Annotated in this window: 23 protein-coding genes; 15 read left to right on the forward strand and 8 right to left on the reverse strand. The window is 48.8% G+C overall.

All coding sequences use genetic code 11. The annotated features are described in order from the left end of the window. Nucleotides 1-65: 65 nt before the first annotated feature. The 3 genes from ACN0YN_RS21165 to ACN0YN_RS21175 all read right to left on the reverse strand — a co-directional run bounded on the left by ACN0YN_RS21165 (nucleotide 66) and on the right by ACN0YN_RS21175 (nucleotide 2,300). A complete protein-coding gene (locus ACN0YN_RS21165) occupies nucleotides 66-686 on the reverse strand; it encodes a hypothetical protein (RefSeq protein ID WP_417387011.1) in 621 nt (206 codons plus the stop codon). Between the two features lie 99 nt (nucleotides 687-785). After that, entirely contained in the window at nucleotides 786-1,196 is a 411-nt protein-coding gene (locus ACN0YN_RS21170; protein WP_417387012.1) for a hypothetical protein, read from the reverse strand. A gap of 36 nt (nucleotides 1,197-1,232) precedes the next feature. Then, entirely contained in the window at nucleotides 1,233-2,300 is a 1,068-nt protein-coding gene (locus ACN0YN_RS21175; protein ID WP_417387013.1) for a hypothetical protein, read from the reverse strand. A gap of 193 nt (nucleotides 2,301-2,493) precedes the next feature. Between ACN0YN_RS21175 and ACN0YN_RS21180 the strand changes: the two genes are divergently transcribed. Continuing rightward, nucleotides 2,494-4,041 carry a hypothetical protein gene (locus ACN0YN_RS21180; protein WP_417387014.1) on the forward strand — a complete coding sequence of 516 codons (1,548 nt, stop codon included), beginning with the start codon at nucleotides 2,494-2,496 and terminating at the stop codon, nucleotides 4,039-4,041. A 13-nt stretch (nucleotides 4,042-4,054) separates the two neighbouring features. On the opposite strand, the gene ACN0YN_RS21185 is transcribed toward ACN0YN_RS21180, so the two are convergent. Further along, a complete protein-coding gene (locus ACN0YN_RS21185; protein ID WP_417387015.1) occupies nucleotides 4,055-4,795 on the reverse strand; it encodes a phosphatase PAP2 family protein in 741 nt (246 codons plus the stop codon). A 214-nt stretch (nucleotides 4,796-5,009) separates the two neighbouring features. On the opposite strand from ACN0YN_RS21185, the gene ACN0YN_RS21190 reads away from it, so the two are divergent. The 12 genes from ACN0YN_RS21190 to ACN0YN_RS21245 all read left to right on the forward strand — a co-directional run bounded on the left by ACN0YN_RS21190 (nucleotide 5,010) and on the right by ACN0YN_RS21245 (nucleotide 14,817). Continuing rightward, a complete protein-coding gene (locus ACN0YN_RS21190) occupies nucleotides 5,010-5,894 on the forward strand; it encodes a DUF1853 family protein (RefSeq protein ID WP_417387016.1) in 885 nt (294 codons plus the stop codon). Nucleotides 5,895-6,227: 333 nt separating this feature from the next. Further along, on the forward strand, nucleotides 6,228-6,668 hold the full coding sequence (locus ACN0YN_RS21195) for a TadE/TadG family type IV pilus assembly protein (protein ID WP_417387017.1): 441 nt from the start codon (nucleotides 6,228-6,230) through the stop codon (nucleotides 6,666-6,668). A gap of 41 nt (nucleotides 6,669-6,709) precedes the next feature. Then, nucleotides 6,710-7,177: a TadE/TadG family type IV pilus assembly protein gene (locus ACN0YN_RS21200; RefSeq protein ID WP_417387018.1), complete on the forward strand. Its 468-nt coding sequence runs from the start codon at nucleotides 6,710-6,712 to the stop codon at nucleotides 7,175-7,177. Between the two features lie 176 nt (nucleotides 7,178-7,353). Then, the gene (locus tag ACN0YN_RS21205; protein ID WP_417387019.1) at nucleotides 7,354-8,427 is read left to right on the forward strand and encodes a pilus assembly protein TadG-related protein; all 1,074 of its coding nucleotides are present in this window, start codon (nucleotides 7,354-7,356) and stop codon (nucleotides 8,425-8,427) included. A gap of 389 nt (nucleotides 8,428-8,816) precedes the next feature. Continuing rightward, a complete protein-coding gene (locus tag ACN0YN_RS21210) occupies nucleotides 8,817-9,107 on the forward strand; it encodes a hypothetical protein (protein ID WP_417387020.1) in 291 nt (96 codons plus the stop codon). Between the two features lie 199 nt (nucleotides 9,108-9,306). Beyond that, on the forward strand, nucleotides 9,307-10,008 hold the full coding sequence (locus tag ACN0YN_RS21215; RefSeq protein WP_417387021.1) for a family 16 glycoside hydrolase: 702 nt from the start codon (nucleotides 9,307-9,309) through the stop codon (nucleotides 10,006-10,008). A gap of 40 nt (nucleotides 10,009-10,048) precedes the next feature. Continuing rightward, nucleotides 10,049-10,750, forward strand: a complete 702-nt coding sequence (locus tag ACN0YN_RS21220; protein ID WP_417387022.1) for a hypothetical protein — start codon at nucleotides 10,049-10,051, stop codon at nucleotides 10,748-10,750. 36 nt (nucleotides 10,751-10,786) lie between these two features. Next, nucleotides 10,787-11,368 (forward strand): DUF2007 domain-containing protein, encoded by a 582-nt coding sequence (locus ACN0YN_RS21225; protein ID WP_417387023.1) that lies wholly within the window; start codon nucleotides 10,787-10,789, stop codon nucleotides 11,366-11,368. Between the two features lie 15 nt (nucleotides 11,369-11,383). Next, nucleotides 11,384-11,833, forward strand: coding sequence for a hypothetical protein (locus tag ACN0YN_RS21230; RefSeq protein ID WP_417387024.1), 450 nt, complete (start codon nucleotides 11,384-11,386; stop codon nucleotides 11,831-11,833). Between the two features lie 134 nt (nucleotides 11,834-11,967). Continuing rightward, nucleotides 11,968-12,825 carry a hypothetical protein gene (locus ACN0YN_RS21235; protein WP_417387025.1) on the forward strand — a complete coding sequence of 286 codons (858 nt, stop codon included), beginning with the start codon at nucleotides 11,968-11,970 and terminating at the stop codon, nucleotides 12,823-12,825. Between the two features lie 108 nt (nucleotides 12,826-12,933). Further along, the gene (locus tag ACN0YN_RS21240) at nucleotides 12,934-14,136 is read left to right on the forward strand and encodes an acyltransferase family protein (RefSeq protein ID WP_417387026.1); all 1,203 of its coding nucleotides are present in this window, start codon (nucleotides 12,934-12,936) and stop codon (nucleotides 14,134-14,136) included. 165 nt (nucleotides 14,137-14,301) lie between these two features. Continuing rightward, the gene (locus ACN0YN_RS21245) at nucleotides 14,302-14,817 is read left to right on the forward strand and encodes an SMI1/KNR4 family protein (protein ID WP_417387027.1); all 516 of its coding nucleotides are present in this window, start codon (nucleotides 14,302-14,304) and stop codon (nucleotides 14,815-14,817) included. Nucleotides 14,818-14,823: 6 nt separating this feature from the next. Here ACN0YN_RS21245 and ACN0YN_RS21250 read toward each other — a convergent pair whose 3' ends face one another. The 3 genes from ACN0YN_RS21250 to ACN0YN_RS21260 form a co-directional block, all read right to left on the reverse strand. After that, complete coding sequence (locus ACN0YN_RS21250) at nucleotides 14,824-15,246, reverse strand: hypothetical protein (RefSeq protein WP_417387028.1); 423 nt, start codon at nucleotides 15,244-15,246, stop codon at nucleotides 14,824-14,826. Nucleotides 15,247-15,347: 101 nt separating this feature from the next. Continuing rightward, the gene (locus ACN0YN_RS21255) at nucleotides 15,348-16,274 is read right to left on the reverse strand and encodes a DUF1559 domain-containing protein (protein WP_417387029.1); all 927 of its coding nucleotides are present in this window, start codon (nucleotides 16,272-16,274) and stop codon (nucleotides 15,348-15,350) included. 107 nt (nucleotides 16,275-16,381) lie between these two features. Next, a complete protein-coding gene (locus ACN0YN_RS21260; RefSeq protein WP_417387030.1) occupies nucleotides 16,382-17,071 on the reverse strand; it encodes a GntR family transcriptional regulator in 690 nt (229 codons plus the stop codon). Nucleotides 17,072-17,421: 350 nt separating this feature from the next. On the opposite strand from ACN0YN_RS21260, the gene ACN0YN_RS21265 reads away from it, so the two are divergent. Together ACN0YN_RS21265 and ACN0YN_RS21270 are read left to right on the forward strand one after the other, a co-directional pair. Continuing rightward, complete coding sequence (locus ACN0YN_RS21265) at nucleotides 17,422-17,772, forward strand: hypothetical protein (protein ID WP_417387031.1); 351 nt, start codon at nucleotides 17,422-17,424, stop codon at nucleotides 17,770-17,772. Between the two features lie 15 nt (nucleotides 17,773-17,787). Beyond that, entirely contained in the window at nucleotides 17,788-18,525 is a 738-nt protein-coding gene (locus tag ACN0YN_RS21270) for a DUF899 domain-containing protein (protein WP_417387032.1), read from the forward strand. 47 nt (nucleotides 18,526-18,572) lie between these two features. On the opposite strand, the gene ACN0YN_RS21275 is transcribed toward ACN0YN_RS21270, so the two are convergent. Continuing rightward, nucleotides 18,573-19,145 (reverse strand): hypothetical protein, encoded by a 573-nt coding sequence (locus ACN0YN_RS21275; RefSeq protein WP_417387033.1) that lies wholly within the window; start codon nucleotides 19,143-19,145, stop codon nucleotides 18,573-18,575. Nucleotides 19,146-19,281 lie beyond the last annotated feature (136 nt).

Consider the following 19,281-nt stretch of genomic DNA (forward strand, 5'->3'; position numbering starts at 1 on the left):
AACCTTTGCATTGATCCCGGTTCCACATTTTGCGGTTTCGTATTAATAATCGACCATAAACATAATCACTTGGCTTCGGTCGATAATTCAAGTTTCGTAAAGGTGTCGTCTGGCAGGACTGGATTCAGTTCGATTGTTTCCAATTGATAATCGTTACGCCACGAAGTGACCTGGATTAATTCGCGTCTGAGAATTATCGAATCGAAACGTTCAGTGAGAGTCTGTTCGGGGAACCAGATTCCGGGGTGGATTTCCTGCCAGCTTTTCACCAGGGATTCTGAGCACGGCAGATCCTTTGACTCGCGGTAGGAGTAATTCAGTCTGCGTATTGGGATCAGATTTCGCTTTTTTGCCAGCCAGAGGTCAGTTCGAGAGCGTGGTTTTCCGTTGGCGTCTATCGTTTCGATGCGGACAGTCGTGCATTCCAGATCCTGAAACTTCGCCTCACCGAGAATCTGAATCCGGGTTGTGTACCTGTTTTTCGTTTTCGACTTACCTGAATATTTGCGGACGGCTTCTCTGCCTTCGAGATAAACTGAGAGGGGAACACGGGGACCGACTGGTTCAAACAGAAACATATGCGGACGGGCCAGATTCGTCAATCCAGGAGATTGATGCGCAAACATTCCACTTTGGCTGGCAGGCGGTGGTTCCGTTGCATCTTGTGTGCTTAATTTTTCTTCCATTAATTGATGATAAATGGTTCCGTCAAAAATAGAAGTGATATCTCTGGTTCCGGTCAGGATCTCAAACTGTGGGGTTTTGTTTTTGTTCTTTGCAGTATCTTAAGAAGGAAATCCTTCATTCTCCCAGCCTGATCCGCCAAAAAAGTGATTTACAAAAGCTCCACTGCTCATCGTCCACTCGGCGAACTTTTTACCCTGAACTACGAGAGTGATCATGGACTTGCGGTGCACTTTTCTGGAATCGTCACTTTGAAACCAACCAGCATGAGCGACTTCTGAACAAGTCAGGTTGAGCCGCAAGTTCCGGTATAGATTTTCCTGTTCTTCTATTGCCTGGATCAAATTCTGCAGTTCTACTGAGGACGCCTGCTCTTTCTCTTGGCCACGAGCGAACACAGGTGATAGTGTGACAGAGAGCAGCAGGAGAAAGATTCGAACCGCAAAAACGGGGAATGGTATTTTGTGTGCTGACTGCTGTTTTAAAAAAATCTGAATGATCTGGTTCGTCATAATTTATTCCGGTGGATTTCCGGTCCTGTTTTCTGTTTACTCGATGCGTTTCCCATTCCGATACACAGTCACCTTTGTTTCAGGCGGGAAATCCAGTTTTGTAAAAGCATCTTTCGGAATGTGCGGATTCAAATCGATATCTTTTACTTCGTAAGTTTTTCGCCAGGACAGTTGTTGTCGAGCATCACGTTTGATCGTGAGAGAATCGTAGCGGTCTGTATGTGCTTTTTTCGGGAACCAGGCGCCGGGGCTGACCTCCTGCCACTCGTCTACTATCGATTCTGCGACGGGAATCGTTTTTGACCAGCGGTAGGTATAGCTTACTTTTCGCAGGGGAATCAGGTTGCGATCATGTGCCAGCCAGAGTTCGCTGCCACTATAGCGGGTACCGTTCAGGTGAGTTGTTTCACAGCGGATTTTCGTGCAGTTCAGCCCCTGGAATTCCTCCTCGCCAATAACCTGCACTTCAATCACGAGTTTCTCATCAAAATGACCCGGGTTGGGATAAGCTCTGATCGCAGAGGTTCCTTTCAGGTAAGTTGAGAGCGGGGCTTTGGGCCATCCTCCATCCAGCAGGAACATATGAGGACGCACTAAACTCGATAGACTGGGGATTTCGTCGGAAATCTCACCTCGTCTATCGTACTCTGGCTCTTCTTCGATGATAGGGGAAGGCGAGGCGCTGTTCCAGAGCCCACGATGAGTCATTCCATCATAGACTTCAATTGAGTTTGAGATTCTTCTGTGTGAATTTTTCATGGGGGTTCTCGGAACAGATTTATATGCTATCTGATAACGCCCCTGAGAACTTCTCTGCCGACGGAATTTCCTGCCCTGCAGCAGAACTGCGTATTTCGTTTCATTGACAATCTGTTTGTCTGGGTCGGTATGTTTCGGAAAAGTTTCATACATCACTTTCAGATCGAGATTAAGAGAGGTGTATAACGTCTCATTCTGTTCAATCTCCTGAATCAGAGTATCCAGTGCAGACGTGTTTTCCTGCGCATTGACTGCTGTGACATTGAGAGAAAGAAGTGCCTGCAGTACGAGCATTAACTGGAATACAAATGAGAGTTGATATGTCAGTCTGTTTGTCAGTTGCATGCAGCGGTTCCTTTTCTGACCGGCAATCTGTCTGATGAGCGGCGGATCACTTTCCTGACTGCTATACTAATGGATAAACTGTTACTGTTGAAATAGAAAATGCGGAAACACTCGATATCGTCTCAAAAACTGATACCAGCCTGGAACACCTCGCCCCTTCGGATACATCTGATTCATGATTTCTGATCTGAAAATGTCTCGACTATTCTACTCTTTATTTTCGTTCGTCATTTGCTCTTTATTGATGTATCTACCTGACAGCTATGCAGATGGAGAGCGTCCGGAAACAATTCAACTGAGCCTCGGGCGTCAGTTATTTCTGGATGATCGATTGCTCGATCCCGAAATGTCTGAGCATGTGCAACGCCAGTACAACACGCCTCACACGCTGCGTCGCGTACTCAAACAGGAAATGCCGTGGGAAGCGCTGGGGTTCATATTTTACTGTAGTGTGGTGGACCATGACGGGACTGCGATGCTGTATTACGGCGCTTATGATAGTGAAAAGCAGAAGCACTTCTGTCTGGCAACCAGTGAGGACGGCCTTACCTGGAAACGACCTGAATTGAAGTTAAGCGATTATCAGGAATCGAAACTCAATAATATCTTCCCATTTGAAGCAGTCGAAGCAGGTGTGTTTCTTGATCCACACGCATCAGCGGAAAAGCGGTTTCGCCTGTTGCACAATCGGCACTGGCCAGACCCTGCACGGGCCGGCGTGTATCTGTCTTCTTCTGCAGATGGTATTCACTGGGAGCAGTCTGATGTGCGACTGTTCCCTCGCGTTCCCGATAGTCAGCCTTCTGGCTGCTGGGATCCGCAAACTCAGGAGTATGCGGTCTACCTTCGCGCCTGGGACCCGAAACGTTCGATCTGCCGAGTGGCTGTGAAGGACATTGAGACACCCTGGCCGTACGATACTCAGATTTCTCCTTTGCATGTCTGGGGCAAGGAAAAAGTAGCAACGATCAGCCGCGAGTTGCCGATTGTGATGCGTCCCGATGATCGAGATCCCGAAAACGTGCAACTTTATACCAGCAATGTTTTCAGATATCCGTGGGCAGAGAACGCGTATTTTGCCTTTCCAGCAGCTTATTTTCTGTATCACGGGCCTCAGTTGAAAGAACGTGCTTTGAATCGCAACGATGGAGCCTTTGATGTGCAACTGGCAGTCAGTCGCGATGGCATTCACTGGGACCGTCAGCGGGATGCCTGGATTCAACCTGAGTTCATTGACGACCTTCAGTTACAACTGGTCAGTATGGGGACGGGTATGATCCGCCGCGGCCGTGAGCTGCATCAGTACTTTGTCGGCTGGCCGCACACACACGGTCGTCCTGTTGTCTGGGACCGTGATCTGAAAAATCGCGCGGAATGGTTAAAACGGGATCTGGGAGGGATCTACTGCGCAACCTCGCGTCTGGATGGCTTTGTCTCTATGGATGCCGGCAATGAAACGGGAGTACTCACTACGAATCCGCTGACGATAACCGGCAGTCAATTGAAATTAAACATCGACGTCTCGGGGACCGGGATTGCTGCGGTTGCTGTTCTGGATGCAGCAGGCAACGCGATTCCCGGCTTTACTGCGGCTGATTGTGAAGCGATCCACGCGGATTCTGTTGACTTCCCCGTGAAATGGAGCAGCGGTCATCAGCTGAAAGAACTGGCTGGCAAGTCGATCCGTCTGCAGTTTCAACTGCGCCATACGAAATTGTATGCGATGGAATTCACAGAGTAGTTCAGTCGGACCCTCAAACCTCTTCACGGGTTGTTTCATCATCCTCAATCTGATTCCGATTCTGCAACCAGCGGGCAATGCTCCAGCAGAACAGGGCCCAACTGAGTCCCGCGATCCAGCCAGCGATGACGTCAGTCGGGTAATGTACTCCCAGGTAAATTCGACTTAAGCCCACCAGAATGGTCAGCAGGATCGCGACACTGATCACATAAACTTTCAAAACAGTTCGAGGGATAACTGATGCCAGCAGAGCGCCGAGGGTGAGATAGATGACTGCCGACAGCATGGAGTGTCCGCTGGGGAAACTGCTGGTATAGACCTCTGAAAGGTGTGGCACCACATCGGGGCGAGGACGACTGATAAAATGTTTGAGCAGGGAACTGACCAGTAATCCTCCCAGAGCGGCCGCCGACAGGAGCGCGATCACGCGCGGCTTTTTTTCGATCCACAAATAGCCTGACACGATTACCGTAAAGAACACCAGTGCAGCCACCCCGCCGAACGCAGTCAGGTCACGACCTGTTTCCTGTAACCAGACGGGCCCGATCGGAGTTGCCGGGTCGTCCGCTTTGCGTAGAGAGCGAATGACCCACTTGTCAAATGCCTGCGTCTCCTGTTCAAGGACCTCATCTGCAATTTCGATAAAGGCCCAGGTGGAGACGGCAAAACCCAGGCAGACGACCAATAGCAAAGGCTCTCGACCTTTCAACCAGAGGATCAGGCGGCTCAGACATTCCCGTATATGCTGTTTCATGATAATGGCTTCATTCATTCGCTACAGGCATTTCCAGTCGAAGGCAGTTGACTGGAACCTGATTTCATCCTTTTACTTGGTGTGTATGGTTATCTTAATCGATACCGTTTAAGCTAGATCGCATCACATTTAACCATAGCGTCTCTCAATCTAATATACTCAGTTCAAATGACCCTGGAAACGCTACAATAAAACTGGACACAGCCTGGGAACAATGAAACCAGAAAAGCAGCATCCCCTCAGTCATGATTTGCATTCGTCACAAATTCTGCGTGACCTGCACTGGGCCATTACCAGTCCTGCACTCATTACGCTGACTGATGAAGACATTGTTGCGTCTGAAGAACTGGATCTGGCACAAGTCAATGCAGAGGAACTGTCAGAATTCCTGATGCCTTATTCCCGCTTTCGTGTCGGAGAGTACTTTGAAGGGCTGGTTTTGTACTGGCTGGAGCGGGTTCGTCGCGTCAAGGTGATCGCGCAGCATCATCAGCTGTTTGTCGAAAACCAGACGGTGGGTGAAATCGATTTCCTGTTTGAAGATGTAGCAGGTGAGTTGAACCACTGGGAGACAGCGGTCAAATTTTATCTGCATTATCCGCATAAGAATCAAACCGGCAGCCATTTCATCGGGCCCAATGCCAGAGATACGTTTGAAAAGAAACGACGGCGGCTATTCGAACATCAGCTGACGCTGAGCGAAACACATTTCCCTGCTGTCAAACGACGGGTAGCGTATGTCAAAGGCATCATTTTTTATCATCCCCGGCAGACGCCACCGGCTCAGCTTCCGGAGCAACTCTCTCCGGCACACCTGAAAGGCGTCTGGCTGTATCACTCTGAACTGGACTGGCTCACACAGCAGTATGGAGAGGCCGTTTATCAGATCCGGGAAAAACCTGACTGGTTATCCCCGTCTGTCAGAGATCCGGATGATGGGCAGCTATTGACCTTTTCTGAATTGAAGCAAACTCTGGATACGCATTTTCAGGAAAACCACCGACCGTTGATGCTCAGTGTCCTGAAACCGGAGGGAACGGTCTACCAGGAGAGTGAGCGGCTGTTCGTGGTCTCTGAGAGCTGGCCGGAACAGGATTAGAATGAGCCTTTTCTGCTAATTCATGGATCCTGTCCGACATCAGAACAACATTTTAAACGTGGTCTTAGTTCTGAAAGATGCCTCTCCTGATAAATGACAAATCCCGGTTTACAACTGTTTCACAGTGTTGATTCTGTTTATAAGTCGCTGATGTATAGTGGTTTGGGCAATTCGAATCGGCGCTGGAAAAAAAGAGGCCTGCATAATTGTTGCAACCGCTCAACCCGCTCGAAAAATCTACCCAGGCCGATAAATCGTTATAAATTCTCAGCCAACTTTGAGAAATAGGTTAAGTTTATGTAGAGCCATTTATCAGAAAGAGAGATACAGGCTATGCAAAGACTTCACTATTCGAACCGTCGTCTTTTTAGCTCGAATTCACCACGCGGGACAGCTCTTGTCGAGGTCGCGGTTGTCTTTCCTCTCTTCATTCTCCTCGTGTTTGGACTGGTCGAATTTGTCCGCATGGGAATGATTAAACAGGCTCTCTCTGATGCCGCTCGTGCAGGCTGCCGCCGTGCAGCCCTGACCAGTACGCTGACGCACGAAGATGCCGAGGCAACGATCCGTGCGTTTCTGCAGTCCGCGATGTCCAGTTCTCAGGATGTCGAAAAATGTCGTGTGACGATCTCTCCTGAAAATCTGACCGGAATGATATCCGGTGTCGAAATTACAGCCAGAGTAGAAGTGAACTACTCTGATATTTCATGGTTAGTCCCCGGATTCCTGGAAAATACAGTTTTACAGGGTCAGGCGATCATGAAGCGGGAATGAATTGTTTTCGTTTCAAGAAGTGAAAGTCAGGCATCATGCGCGTGAATCATACTGAAAATGCATTGCGGAAAAATTCAAAACGCCGCGGAATCGCAGCTGTGGAAAGTGCCTTAGTCATACCGCTTTTAGTCATGATCGCCATGGGAACCATTGACGTCAGTCAGTATGTGAATGTCGCACAACTCGTCAATGATGCCTCTTATGAAGGAGCACGACGTGCTTCTCAAAATAACGTGTTCAATCAGTCTGAAGTAGAGCAGGCGGTGCTGAATTATTTCTCCGGTCAGTTTCCCCAAATGGCTTCCAGTGAAATCGGCAGCGCATTGACTGTGAATATCCTCGATTCTTTAGATGCTTCAATCCCCAATGGAAATCTGGAAACGATTCCCTCCGGTTCAGCGGTTTCCGTTCAAGTCATCTTTCAATTCAATTCCGTGCGCTGGCTGTCTGGTTTTGCCGGGCTGAATGGTGTTTCCATCGAAACGACTACAGTTATGCGTCGTGAATAATCATTTCATCAACAGGATTTCTAGAGCGCAACACATTTAACCATGGCGTCTATCAATCTAATAGACTCGGTCCAAATGGACCTGGAGACGCTACAATAAAACTGGACACAGTCTAACATCACTGTCTATCGAGGGGAAAGCCGATGCCGGATCGAAGGTATGTAAACCATTCAGGAATGAGACAACAAAGTGAACGTCGGGGGGCCATCGCAGTGTTTACTGCGATTTTACTGGTTCCCCTGCTGGGCATGGTGGCGTTTGCGGTGGACTATGGATATCTGCTGAAGAAGCGGGCGGATCTGCAGCGCGCGGCCGACGCTGCTGTGCTGGCGGCGGTGCGGGATCTGGTCCCCGATGTCAATGGCACACAGGACCTCGCGAAAGTGAAGGCCACTCTGCGTCAGTATGCAGATTTAAATATCCAGGAAATAGAAAACTTCCAGGTGCTCGATGCTGATATTCAGATCGGACGCTACGACCCGGAAAGCGTGTATGACAATTTTACCATTGTCGACTGGGGCACCTTTGACACGGTGCGGGTGACGCTCCGCTTTGATACTCAGGCGAACTCACCCGTTTCCTTGTTTTTCGCCCGTCTGCTGGGAATTAATGAATCGGACTTAAATGCCACTTCAACGGCGATCCTGCAGAAAGGGAGCCTGCTCGCGCCTGGTGTCGGGGTCATGCCTTTCACCATTCCCAAAGCAGAATGGGATACTACAGAGGTCGGCGAGATCTGGACCATTTATGGTGATGGCAGACTGGAAGATAATATCGGAGCAGAAATCCCCGGTAACTGGGGGACCTGTGATATCGGCAAGCCTTATAACAGTACTTCTGATATCCGGGACCAGATTGATGTCGGGTTACGGCAGGAAGACTTGGATGCACTTGCTGCTGAAGGGCGAAATGATTCGACCGAATATATCGACAGTTCACGTCCAATGTACCTGAATGGCGACCCGGGAATCTCAACCGGAATGAAATCTGCCGTTGTAAGAGCAGAAGGTAAGACAAAGTTGATCCCCATATATGATTCCGTGATGGGTAATGGGAGTGGTGTGGAATTTCATGTAGTGGGCTGGGCGGTGTGTGAGGTGATCAATTCCCATTGGGGAGGCGATAAAAACACTTATGTGAAGATTAAAAAATCGTACACCTATGATAGTTTTTTAAGACCAAACACAGATTTACGTTCCACCGATGGAGTTGTCGAAGGCGCTTTTGCCGCCGCCGCCCTGGTACAGTAAACGAGGAGACCTGAATGTGCTGATTCAGGTCTGAGTAAACGAGAGTTTGGTCCCTGTGTTTCGCGGTTCAGGATTACCAGGCTGTTTCTCTTTCGGGATGAAATGGCTGGCAGTGATCCTCGAACCGCGATTCCGTTTACATTGTCGAAAAACTCTGGATCCCGGTATTCTGACAGGCATGCAAGCGATCCAGGTTCGAAAGATCCAGTTCATGATTCTGGATAAGAAATTAAAACAGACAGTCCTGCTGACTGACCATCGATTAGATTGATTCTTTCCCCCGTCTTTCTCCTTTCTCCGATCCGGAATTTGCCGTCGATCCTCTTTTTCGTATCATGAATACAGTGAAGCAGTGAAGTCGGACGTAACCACAAAGGGGAGGCTGCAGCATGAGACTCACAAAAGAAAGAATCATCACATTGCTGGTTGTGGTTGCCAACGGTATTCTGGGCGCGACGATTGGTAAGTTTTCTGACAGCAGACTCTGGGAGGCGACATTTGCCGTACTGATGTCGCTGCCCGGTCTGGTCATTATCTGGAATAAAGAATCCCTGTCCGTCACCGGACTCACACGCGGACTGCGTCGCGATTCGCCCCCTTCGATCCTGGATTTGATCGGCTGGTTGTTCCTGCTGGTTATGCCGGTCCTGTATGTGTATGAACTCAGTAAAACGATGTGAGATGTAAGTATTCCGACTGGAATTGTCTTTCTGCACTGGATTCGATTCTGAAGTGATACCCAGCGGATATCCTCTGGAAATCTGATCACTTTTTCTGCTTCAGGAGTGAATTGCGTCTCTGACCGGGATAAAATAAATCTTATCTCATGGAACCTGTTTCTGAATCCATTCCTTCAAACTAATCATAAAGGTGCTCCTCATGCCATTTGAACGTAGTCTGCTGACTCTGGTCTGTCTGTTTTCTCCGCTCTCGGCTTTCGCGGGAGCCCCCGAAGCCATTCCCGCAGATTACTTCCAGGAAACACTGTTTACTGATGATTTCTCAGAACCCCAGCTGGGCAAGCAATGGAATCTCTACAAGAGTTCTTCCGTCATCAAAGATGGTGTCCTGCAGGGGGTGGAGCTCAAGGATGGCGGACATGCCGCCGTGCATCAGTTGTTGACCAAACCTTACAGCGATGTGGAGCTGACCGTTGATCTCAAGTTTGCGGGTTCCCCTTCCACCAACCTGACATTCAACCAGCACAAGTTTAAAGGATCGCATGCGGGGCACCTGTGTCGCGTGGTTGTCTCGCCCACCAAAGTCACTCTGCGTGATGGTAAGACTGGCGTGTTTAACAATGAGATCTTCAAGAAACGCCAGGCGAAAGAAAAATTGACGCCGGAAGAACAGGCTATTCTGAAAAAGTCGGAGGCCGTTTTCCCGGTGAAGCTGGAAAAGGACAAGTGGTATACCGTTACCGTCCGCATCAAAGGAGATCTGATGCAGGCCTTTATCGATGGCAAGCTGATCGGTTCCCTGCAGTCACCTGGAATCGCGCATGCGACCAAAGACAAGATTGGCCTGGTCACACCGAAAGAGTCGATTCACTATGATAATGTGATTGTCAAAGTGCCATAAAACGGTTTTGATCATAAAAAATAAATGAGAATGGCATCAGATGCTTGAGTTGTTTTATGACCAGGATGATGCAGTGATGAGTAATATGCTCTCTGCTGTCCCTTTTGAAGATTCAACTTACTTACATAAGTTTGGTGGAATTCCACCACATGACGGTGTTATTCCGCCAGAAGGGACGGCTCCCTGGCAGTTGCTGTATACGATTGATTTAGCTGATCCAGCGATTCCCCTGGTAATACCAGGCTGCCGTTTTCTGTGTCTGTACAATGCCTTTCAATATGAACAACCTTTAATTCAGTATCGGCTCAAGTCAGACTCTGAAGTGGAATTTATATATCAGGATGATTTGAAGGTCAGGAATGACGCTCCTTTTTTACCGGATGGCAAATATCCGGATGTATTGCCTGAGTCCAAAGCCATCCTGTTAGGCGAACCTGAAGAAGTTGTCTTTGACGAAGAGTTGGAAGAATTCTGGTTGGATGAGCTTGAAGATCAGGAAGACGCCGCCTCTTCCCCAGATAGAAATCAGCTTTGTGCTCTGTATGGCGGTGTGAGTCAGATGCAAATATTTGGTCATACCAAGTGTAAAGCCTGCGGAGAAACCATGGATTATCTGGCATCAGTCAGAGGTGAGCCAGAAGATAAAGTCATCAGCCTCTGGGGCGGAGAAGAAGGCGTTTTAATTCTCTATCAAATCTGTCCAGCCTGTTTCACGATAGAATCAGTTCCACTAGTAAACTGAATGGAATCATGTTAGATCGAATGGGGGAATATTATTGTGTCACAAGAATTAATCACTGTTGCGACGTTAAGTTCACCTGTGGAAGCGAGTCTGGTTCAGAATCAGCTGGAAGCGGCGGGTATTCGATCGTTTATGTCCGATGAAGCTGCGGTGGGCATGGCCTGGTACCTGGGGAATGCAATCGGCGGGGTCAAGGTGCAGGTTGCCGAGTCAGATGCGCCGCGTGCATTCGACGTTGTAAACGGCCATGAACCGGTGACGATTACCGAAGCGGACTGGCGCAATCCAGCAGGTCTGGACGAAGAAGCAGAAGAATTTGACAGTGAGTGGGAAGAAGACGAAGCAGCCGAAGAAGAAAGTGCGGCAAAGACCCCTGATTCCGATCTGAATGAAATGGTCGACAGAGCCTGGAAGACGGCCGTCTATGGCATCCTATTATTTCCTCTGCAACTGTATTCGCTCCTGCTGCTGATAAAGATTGCTTTCAGAGGAGAGAACCTGTCGTTCGAACAGCGGCGCAAAGTGAGGATCAGTTACTTTATGAATACGTGGATGATTCTGGTATTACTGTTTCTGGCAATCGACGCTTCCAGTCGGTTCTTTATGCAGTTTCAGTAACAGGCAGAAAATCTGATGACAAATATGTTCTCACTCTTCGGACCTCTGGCACTGCTCTATAGCGCAGTCATGACTTTCTCCACCTTTGACGAGACACATGCGTTACTTCGAATGTTGAATTCTGAAAATGCAAACGTCATCCTGTTTTTCATGGCGGGATTCTTTTTTTTACCGTTTGTCATCACCCTCACTCAGCTGGGCCTGAATGGTGATCAGGGGAAATCTCTGGTTGAAGGCGAATCGTCCCTTGATTCCATAGAAAGGCATAAGCGGCTTGCAGAACACTGTCCGTCCTGGCAGTATGTCTGGAAGGGTTCAATCACTTCGATTGGTGTGATCTGGATTGCTTTTATGATCTTCGGGAACAGGTTCAATCCCAGTTGTGCTTTTTTCGCCGCGATCAGTTTTCTCAGCGGCTACTGGTTTGTATTCGTCTACCCGACAGCCAGTAAACTGTTCGGATAAATTCACTTCGCGAATCACAATATTCATCGCTGAACGCTTGCTGTTCTCTTCTTCGCGCATCATGCTTTTAGTGCATGCTTCCGACCCGGGGGAGTGGCACTTTAATTCAATTCTGCTTGAGGACAGACAAAACGATGCGATTTCGTCTATTTTTACTGGCGTTCCTGTTGCTGTACGGTTCCACCACTTTTGCTCAGAAAGATGATAGCCAAAGTAGCAAACCTGAAACTCAGGTCACTTTTTATGTGATGGGGGACGTTCCCTACAAACCAGCGGAAGATATCGAGCTGCCGAAACAGATTTCGGAATTGCCGGACGATGCGGAATTCGTTGTACATGTTGGCGATATCAAAACGGGGAGTACCCCCTGTAATGAAGGCGTTTATGCGAAAGTCGCGGGCATGCTGGCGAAATCAACGGTCCCGGTCTTTATTATTCCGGGAGACAACGAATGGAACGACTGTGCCAATCCCACGGAAGCCTGGAAATTCTGGGAACAATATTTCATGCGATTCGATCGTCGCTGGCAGCATTCTTTTCGGATCTTTCGCCAGTTGGAACGGGAAGAGAATTTTTCCTTTGTGAAAGGGAATGTCCTGTTCATTGGTCTGAATCTGGTTGGCGGTCGGGTTCACGATCCTGCGGAATGGAAACAGCGCCACGCCGAGAATCTGGACTGGGTACGCAGCAATCTGCGTCGCTTCGGTAAGGAAATCAGTAGTCTGGTCATTTTCGGGCATGCCAAACCTGTGAAAATTCATAATGACTTTTTCGACCCCTTCAATGCAGAAGCAATTACCTTTAACAAGCCGATTCTTTACATCCATGGTGACGGACATACCTGGATCTATGATCGTCCTTTTACTGCGAAAAATCTGCTGCGTGTTCAAGTCGATCAGGGGGGGATCGCACCACCCCTGAAAGTCACCGTGACCGATAATTCAACAGAACCGTTTCAATTTGATCGACGGAATGGGAAACCGGTGAAATAAACTGACTTTGACAAAATTCAGACTGGAAACGCTGTTCTGCTTCGTTTTTCTGTTTGTGTCTGCCCCTTGGGGATGGCTAAACTGAGGTAACTACCTGAGTTCACAGCTATGACCACAGACAGACGGAAACAGACCATGTTTATCACCAGGCTCGAATCATTGCGGGGCATTGCTGCTCTGATGGTCGCAGTCGGGCATTGTCTGATTGTTTTTTCCGTCAATCAGAACGAAATAATCTGGATGACCCCGTTATGGGAGACGCAGGGCACACAGGCGATCATCACGCGACTGCTGCTCATTCCCTTTAATGGTGGCGCGGCGGTGACGGTCTTTTTCGTTTTGAGTGGTTTTGTGCTCGGGTTGTCACTGGATCGAAAATCAAAATCAGTCGGAACCTGTTTTGCCTTTTATGTGAAACGTCTGTTTCGAATTTATCCTGCGCATCTGGTTTGCCTGTCGCTGATGATTGTCTCTCTGAGCTGCTTTTATACCTATGCGGCGTATCCCAATACGTCTGTCTGGTTCAAAGCCTGGTATCAGAATCCGCTTACCCTGGACAACGTACTGGCCAATTATGCGTTGCTGGAAACCAACCTGAATCAGGTGGCCTGGACATTGAAGGTGGAACTGGTCATGTCCGCCGTGTTCCCGCTGGCTTATTATCTCAGCCGTAGCGTGGGGACAAAAGCGAATTTGCTGATCCTGTTGCTTCTGCTCGGCTGCAGCCTGATTCGTGGGCTTTTCCCGGGCAGTCTCTATTTTCTGTATGGATATGTATTTTACCTGGGATTGATGATGCCGACCTTGATGGAAAAACTGAATCAGCATGTCCATCAGAAGGTCTGGAATGCACTGTTTCTGATCAGTATTGTCTGTCTGATCTCGGCTGGCTCTGTATTCTCGCCCGGAAATCTGTTCTGTGTTCTTTTGCTGGAAGCGGTATCTGCTACGCTTCTGATTGCCATTATTGCCGATGGAAGGTCCAATCCTCCATTGAGCCGGGTATTAGACGTTCCGCTGGTTCGTAAACTGGGGCAGGTGTCTTACTCATTTTACATTTATCACTTTATCATTCTCTACTGGCTTGCCTGGGGGCTACTGGCAATCGTCAGTCCGCAGATCACGGGCGATTATCCCCTGTTGCTTGGTCTGCTGTTAGTTGTTGTTTCAGTTGTGATCAGTTATTTCATTGCCCTGTTATCTTATTATCTGATTGAGCGCCCCATGATTAAATATGGTGCATTGATGGCAGGTAAACTGGGCAGCTTCTCTCGTTCGAAACAGGACGTCGCTCCTGTTTCCACGAAATAATCAGATAAAACAGTAGTTGCACCCATCAGAGCTGTTTAGACTGTCTGCAGTCTGGCTACAGCAGAGCGAGCCGGATAGAGAGAGACGCAATACTGAACTGTGATGTGCTCTGGAAGTAAAACTTGTTATTTGTCATAAAAACCCAATCATTGAGAGAGTGGTGCGATGTCACGCATTAAAGAACTACTGGAGGAAATATCCGATCTGACGGCGGAAGATGAGGATGGCGGGGAACTTGTTGTGGAATTGCAGCAACCGCTGTCTGCGGAAGAGCTGGAAAGTCTGATGAAGCAGATGCCTCTTCCTCAGGAACTGCGCGAATTTTATGCTGTCACCAACGGCATGGAGCTTTTTTTGGAAGAGCTGTATGACTCAGAGGTACTGCAGTATGTGGAAGAGATAATTCTGTTTCACAGTTTTGATAATGGAGATTTTACCTGCATCGCGACAAAGGAATCAGACTTCCCGGAGGGGAGCGTGCTGTTTATGAACCATTCACCCGATGTTCTGGTCCAGGTTGCTGACTCATTATGTGACTGGATCGAAAAAGTCGTCGCAGAAATTCAGGAAAAAGGATGTCTGCTGCACCCAGCTGATTACTTTAGTCGACCAGATGAGCAAGGCGTCTACAGTCATGTTCTCGACGATCTGAAGGGGAGGGACTGTGAACTGAATCGTTGACCTGAGTTATGGTTTACTTTTCAAATCAAACTTGAGCTCGTTTTCTCCATCTGCACCGACCTCTGCTTCCAGTGTGGTCTGTGTGTTGTATTCTTTCGGAATATACTGTTCCAGTGCGGGGACAGGAGGTCCACCGCTGGGGCCGGGTTCCATTTTCGTTTTTGATTCCCGCGTTGCCGTGATTTCCACTTTTTTCTTGCCGGCTGTCATGGCTGTGGAAAAACTGCCTGCTTCGATGCGTGTTCCGAAACTTCTGCCGTTTCCTTCCGCATCCAGAAAAACCATCGCTCCTTCTGAAACCGGTTCACCGTCTAAGGTAACGGTCCCGTTTACTTCATAAGTCACTGGTGCATCACCAGAGGGGCTTCCGCATCCACCTGACAACAGTCCGAGACAGATGACAAAACAGAATTCTCGCAGGTATTTCATCGTTTAATTCTTCTAAAACAGGGAATCTATAGAACCTGATTGATATCAGATACTCTGATTGATGACGGTGTGGTGGGCAACGACTCTGAAACGGGAACTGGTTAAAACTCGCCGAGTACGTTTCCGTCCGCAATGCTGCCCAGGTTTCGAAATGTGGGTGTGTCAATATTTTCCGAGATGAAACGGACCGTTCCGTCCCCCAGCAGAACATGGACTCCCCCTACGTGATAACTGCGGGCGAAATTATACTGCTGACCTGCCGTTGTGTTATTCGTACAGGGGGCATTCGCCAGAGATGTGGTTTTACAACTGTAATTCACATCTGCCACTGTCGTATTAGGAGGTTCTGCTGTTGTGAATCCACAGGAACCCCAGTAGCAGGCGCCCCAGTAGCCGCCAATTTCTCCATATTTAGTGGTACTTGTATTTGGACGCACAATTCCTTCACTGGCCAGAATGGTGTTAGACGAACCATCCAGGATGTCGCGGAGCCGGGTACACGAATTGTAATAGAACATGCCGTCTGTGACATTGATGGTGATGCCGGTTCGCTGGGTTCCGCTATAACAGACACCATAACTGCCTTGAAATGAACCGACGGCTCCCCCGACACTGCGACCGGGAACACCCGGATTTGATGGGCACATCATGGATGGCACAACCGCCGTATAAATGGCTGAAAAGCCGGGACGACTGATGTACTCGTTCGCAGATACATCCGGAACGGCTACGAATTTGTTATAGAGCGGCGCCTGGTCAATAAACGGGAGGATCATATGAAACCAGCAGGTCCGTTTTTTATTATTACCCAGGCGATAAGCAAACGGGAACACACGATGTGTATCATGATAATTGTGCATCGCCAGACCGATCTGCTTTAAATTGTTTTTACACGTGCTCCGCCGCGCTGCTTCGCGTGCCTGCTGGACCGCCGGTAACAGTAATGCGATCAGAATCGCAATAATGGCAATGACAACCAGTAATTCAATCAGAGTAAATCCTGCTTTTCGGCTCGACGATTTCATCATATCTCCTTCCAGGCATTTGGCTTTACTGTGTAATGATTCGAGCTGTATTTCGAAATCGAAATAGGTCTTATTTCAAGTGGTTCACTTTCAGTATGTAAAGGGTGGCTTCAATCCTGAAGCAATTGTTGATCGTAATGACGCAGGGTAATGTTACGTCCAATCCGAAGATGATTGCAAAGAGTCTGCCGGCTCAGTTCCAGGTCGCGGCTTTTAATTGCTGCCAGGATTTCTTCGTGTTCATCACAGATGCGATGTACGACTTCGGCAGAGTAGGTACGGACGCTGATATCCCAGACCTGCTCAAGAACCCGATTGCTCTGAATCAGATCGAGCAGCAGTTTGTTATCCGTCGCCCGCATGATTGTCAGATGAAATTCAGAATCGGCGACACTCAGGCGGGGAAAGGATGTACCGCGCTCCAGGCACGAATTGGTTTGCTCCAGATCTTCAGCCATCCTGCGGATCGCGGAACAGGAATCCTGCATGATCTGCAACGCTGCAGGGTCCAACCGGCCGACAACCGTTTCCAATGCGCCGATTTCCAGCCACTCACGAACCTGATACAGGTTTTTAATTTCCTCGCGAGAGGGCTGGGGAACGAACACCCCTAAACCAGCTTTTTGAACCAGAAGCCGTTCTGAAATCAACCGGTTCATCGCTTCGCGAATGGGGGCGCGGCTGATTCCCAGGGACTTCGATAAGACGTAATCGGAAATACGTGTTCCCTGAGGATCAACGCCGGAAAGCAGTCGCTCACGAATCGTTCGATAGGCTTTGGCTTGCAGGGTTTCGTACATGGGGAACCCGTTTGAAGTATGAAGTTTGAAGTTTGTGTTAACGGAAAAATTGTCGACACTGTCGACAATACTTGATTTGCGTCATAAGTCAAGAATATTCCTGAGAATATGGAAAACTCGATATGAACGAAGCCGAAAATACCGCCTAACGAAACACGGGAAAAGGTCATTAAATGAAGTGTACGTATGAGCTTAGGGTCACAGTCAGTCCGGCTGTGTTCGGTTACAGATTGAGAAGGGATTCCACTGAAAAGAGATGCCGGAAAAAAGATTTGATTCCTGTCGATTCGACTGCGAGTGAATCGACTACAGGGTAGAACACCAACTCACCCTGTTATCAGGAGCAGCTGATGAAACTTGACGATGCCTGTTGCTGTCGGACAGATCGCCTGACTCATTCGGGGACATCAGCCGAGATCCCGCCTCGAAAACGAGGTTCCGGGTATCGGCAGACGTTCGCTTCCGTTCTGTCGGCTCTGGTTCTGATTCTGATGCCCAAATGCCCGGTCTGTGTCGCCGCCTGGGTGACGTTTTTCACCGGAGTCGGACTTTCACTGGCCGTTGCAGCCTGGCTCAGGCTGTTCCTGATCGTGGCAAGCTGTCTGGTCCTGACGCTGTTTGTGTTCCTGCGGCTGAAACATTTCCTCTCTGCCCACCCGCTGACCGGCAGAGCAATGTTCCCTTACCGAAAACATTCTTAACCGAGGAGAATTACTATGAGTACCGAAAACGCTGTCGCCCATCCCGAGATTGTGACCCAGGAACAGTGGTTGAGCGAACGACTGGATCTGTTAACTGCTGAAAAGAAACTGACGCAGCAGCTGGACCGTGTCAATGCGCTGCGGCGTAAGCTGCCGATGGTCAAGCTGGAGAAAGATTACCAGTTCGACGGGCCCGATGGCAAGCTGAGTCTGCTGGATCTGTTTGCAGGGCGTCGCCAGCTGATTGTCTATCACTTCATGTTTGCCCCTGACTGGGAGAAAGGCTGTGCAGGCTGCACGGGGCTGATCAATGCGATGGGGGATCTGTCGATGCTCAACGCACGCGATACGACTTTTACTTTGATTTCACGGGCACCGCTGGAAAAACTGTTGAAGATGAAGGCCGATCAGGGCTGGGACCGGACCTGGGTTTCTTCCAATGGCAACGATTTCAACTACGATTTCCATGTGACGCTCGATGACAAGATCACGCCGCCCCAATACAACTATCGTTCCCAGGCGGAACTTCAGCAGCGCCAAAATGACGAGCCCTATTTTCTGTCGGGTGAAATGCATGGCATGAGCGTCTTTTTCCGGATGGGTGATGACATCTATCACACTTATTCCACTTTTGCGCGAGGCTGTGAAGGTCTGACGAATGCCTACAGCCTGCTGGATATCACACCCTACGGTCGCCAGGAAGCGTTCGAAGACTCCCCCGTGGGTTGGCCACAGAAGCCAACATACGGTTAACGAAAGAGATGCTGCAGAACAGAATGAAGGAGGGAGTCGGTCAGACGTCAGTCGGAAGACGAATTGCCGACTTCCCATTCCTGTACTGACAGATTCGCATCCTCCAGGTCCCTCTGGTGTTCTCTCCGGTACATCAGAAAAAGCCTCCAGTACAAGCCGGGGATCCAGATAAAAGTGATTGTCCAGCCAACGCTGATTCCGGCGGGAGCAGGTAGCAGTTCAAATCTGAAGGGAAGATAAATGATGAGCCATGCCAGTGACCAGATGCCAAAGAAATAAGCTGCTTCATTGAAGTTTTTATTTTCACTTGTCGAAACAGGGATGCCTTCCTCTGGAATCGAATAACGGACAAACCAGCCACACAGTGGCAGAATTGGTAACAGTAAGTATTTGATTTGTTGAAAGTACCAGGCTGGCAGAATGCTGATCAGAGCTGTCACAGTGGCAAAGATGATGGTTAATTTGTCCCAGCGCTTTCGGGTATGTAGAAAATCATCGGGCCGAGGTGTTCGTGGTTTATTCAAATGTCGGTTTCGGAGTGGTAGTGCAATCTTATGGCAGAACAGCGGCCAGTTTTCCTGCTGGGTTTCCGGGAAGTGACTTCGGAAAAATTGAATCATCCAGAGTTGTTCTTCTTTTTTAAAATAGAACAAGTTGATACAACCGGTTTGGGAGACGGCTCGGACTTTAATCTGACCATGAGAATACAGGCTCCACCGGATAACCTCAATCTCTGACAGTTTTAGTTCGCGCCTG

The sequence above is a fragment of the Gimesia sp. genome, from assembly GCF_048260065.1.
Lineage (GTDB): Bacteria > Planctomycetota > Planctomycetia > Planctomycetales > Planctomycetaceae > Gimesia.